The 2,571-nt window shown below is 40.6% G+C and carries 2 protein-coding genes and 1 pseudogene; all 3 read left to right on the plus strand.

All coding sequences use genetic code 11. The features are described from left to right. A pseudogene (locus PVV68_RS09970) lies at window positions 1-1,223 on the plus strand (filamentous hemagglutinin); the annotation flags it as partial. Further along, on the plus strand, window positions 1,220-1,627 hold the full coding sequence (locus tag PVV68_RS09975) for a hypothetical protein (RefSeq protein ID WP_273722086.1): 408 nt from the start codon (window positions 1,220-1,222) through the stop codon (window positions 1,625-1,627). The pseudogene PVV68_RS09970 and the gene PVV68_RS09975, both read left to right, overlap by 4 nt. A 12-nt stretch (window positions 1,628-1,639) precedes the next feature. Next, window positions 1,640-2,401 carry a hypothetical protein gene (locus tag PVV68_RS09980; RefSeq protein WP_273722088.1) on the plus strand — a complete coding sequence of 254 codons (762 nt, stop codon included), beginning with the start codon at window positions 1,640-1,642 and terminating at the stop codon, window positions 2,399-2,401. Window positions 2,402-2,571 lie beyond the last annotated feature (170 nt).

Genomic DNA, 2,571 nt, shown 5'->3' on the forward strand with positions numbered 1-2,571 from the left:
GCAGCCAAGGTTTTAGTCTTTCTGGGAATGACACGGTAAAAAACATTGTCAAAAATGTTTTAAACCATGGTAAAGCCAAAGATAATGCAGAAGGGGAAACCAAATCCGCTATCAGTGATGGCACCATCATCCTAACGGGTGAAGGCAACCAGAGGGCGATGGGGCAAGATGCGGGACAAATCATTGGCTCTCTCAATCGCAACACTGCAGCAGCCCACCAGGCTGTAGCACCGATAGACGCCACACCGCTTGAGGCAGCCGTGCATAATCGCTTAGACATGATCAATGATTTGTCCGATGAAGGATTTGGTTATCTTGATAAAATTTATCAAATCTCATATGTCAAAAAACATCCGATAGGAGAGGTTGCGCATGATGCAAATGGCAATGTCCTCTATTTAACCGATGAAAATGGAGAATATATAAAAGGCAGCGATGGAAAACCAATAATTCTGTATCACTTTTTAATGCCAGACCAAGAGAAACATTTACAAGCCGGTTCTGATGGCAACAGGCGTATGTTCTATAATGGTATTTTTAACACACCAGATGAGGCAGCCTATCGTGCTGTTCAATTTGCCGATAATAATCATGAACCGCTTTATTTTACATACTTTCCCCAAGCTAAAGACTGGGAAGTTGAATTAGGAGTAGCATTTTATCAAAAGTTTTGGGAAGGTAACACTTGGAGATTGAGCAATTCAACCAAGAAGTTCCAAGATTTTATCACTCGTTATGGCAATAATGGGACGATAGTGATTGCTCATAGCCGAGGTGCCATAACAGCAGGCAATGGATTGCGTGACTTTGAAAAGCGTGGCATCCACAGTTTAGCACAAAAAACAGATATCTATCTTGTGGGACCAGCTTATAATGCTCAAGATATGGCGGGGACAATATATGTCGTAAGTGATGGTAAGAAAGACCATGTTTACTTACAAAACCATGTACTTGATCCCATTGGTATGTATGTTGGTCATAATCCACCTACTGCTTATCAATATCCTTTAGAACCAACTACCTTGTTTTTGATGCCATCACCTACCGGTTTGATGCTATCATATAAAGTGGTGAGTCCAATAAAAGAGATGGGGGGAGCGCTAGGTGGTTACGATCCTAGTCCTCATAATTGTTATGGTGATGCAAGTAATGCGTGTAAATGGAGTTACGGTTCATTTACTTATAAACCAATTTATCCACCTGATTTAGGAAAGAGAAAATGAAAATACTATTTAGCTTATTGGGAGTGCTTATTCTATTAAGTGTCACTGGATGTGACATTGAAAACATTGATAAGCCTCCTCCAGGGTATCTTAGTATGTGGGAGAAGCCAGGAACAGATTTTACTGATGTAGGAAAAGCCTTGCTAGAATGCGGAATGCCAAGCATTTTTGATATTGATTCAGAAAACAGAAAGCTTAGTGTTAATGAGGATGCAACAATTTATGCTTGCATGATTCAATCAGGTTTTCGCTATAAAGGGAGAGGGAGTCCGTGTTATACTTTTAGAGCCGAAAACCTCCCCATTTGTCGTCCAGGTGCTGTTATTCCCAAGCGCAGTGTCGAAAAGCGCTTAAACAGCCCTTTTTGTAAAAGAAGCCCAGTACAACCTGAATGCCAACCTTAAGTGCTGTTGGTAATGATGAACAATCCCCACAGCCATGTGTCCTCTTGCCTGTGCGGGATTGTTCCTTTCATTTCATTAACACCAGAGCAAGAGAAGCATTTACAAAAAGGTTCTGATGGCAAGGTTCATGTTTTTCTCAATGGTATTTTTACAACACCAGATGAAGCAGCCCATAATGCGGTTCAGTTGGCTGATAACAAGAATGATCCGCACTATTTTCTGATGTTCCCTCATAGCGATTCGCGCTTGGTAGAGGTGTTCATTGCAGGGTATCAGTATGCTCTAGAAGGTAAGTTGGGTATTTTGACCAATTCGACGAAGAAGTACCAGAATCTGTTGTATAGCCTTGGCAATATAGGATTGCATACTGATGCGCATAGCCGCGGCAGTATGACAGCGGGCAATGGATCGCATGATTTAGAAAAGCATGGTGTTCATGGTATAGCAAAGGAAACAACGATTAATTTCTTTGGACCAGCTTATAATACTCTAAACATGGCAGATATATTATATATCTTAAGTGATGGAAAGCAGGATTATGTAAACTTGGAAAATCATAAAAATGACTTTGTGGGTACAAAGATTGGCAAAAATCCTTATACTTTTGAGCAAATACCTCCTGGAAGTGGTCCTTGGAAAGAAGCAGGGCAAATATTTAAGGGCTACCCCAGTGTCCATGCTTGTTATGGTAATGCCGGTGATGCGTGTACATGGCGCTACGGTTCACCTAATCGTACGCCAATTTATTCAAAATATTCAGGGAGGAAAAAATGAAGAAAATCTTGAAATTATTAAGCGGTTTCATTTTGTTAAATATTGCTGGATGTAACATTGATAAGCCTGCTCCAGGGTATTTGAGTATGTGGGAGAAAAATAGTGTTACTGATTTTACTGAGGTAGGAAAAGCTTTGTTAGAATGTGGTATGCCAACGCCTTATGATGTT

The sequence above is a fragment of the Bartonella sp. ML69XJBT genome (assembly GCF_028618515.1).
In the GTDB taxonomy this organism is placed as follows: domain Bacteria; phylum Pseudomonadota; class Alphaproteobacteria; order Rhizobiales; family Rhizobiaceae; genus Bartonella.

Coding starts and splice junctions, on each gene's coding strand:
- PVV68_RS09975 (WP_273722086.1), top strand. CDS start 1,220: ATGAAAATACTATTTAGCTTATTGGGAGTGCTTATTCTATTAAGTGTC.
- PVV68_RS09980 (WP_273722088.1), top strand. CDS start 1,640: ATGATGAACAATCCCCACAGCCATGTGTCCTCTTGCCTGTGCGGGATT.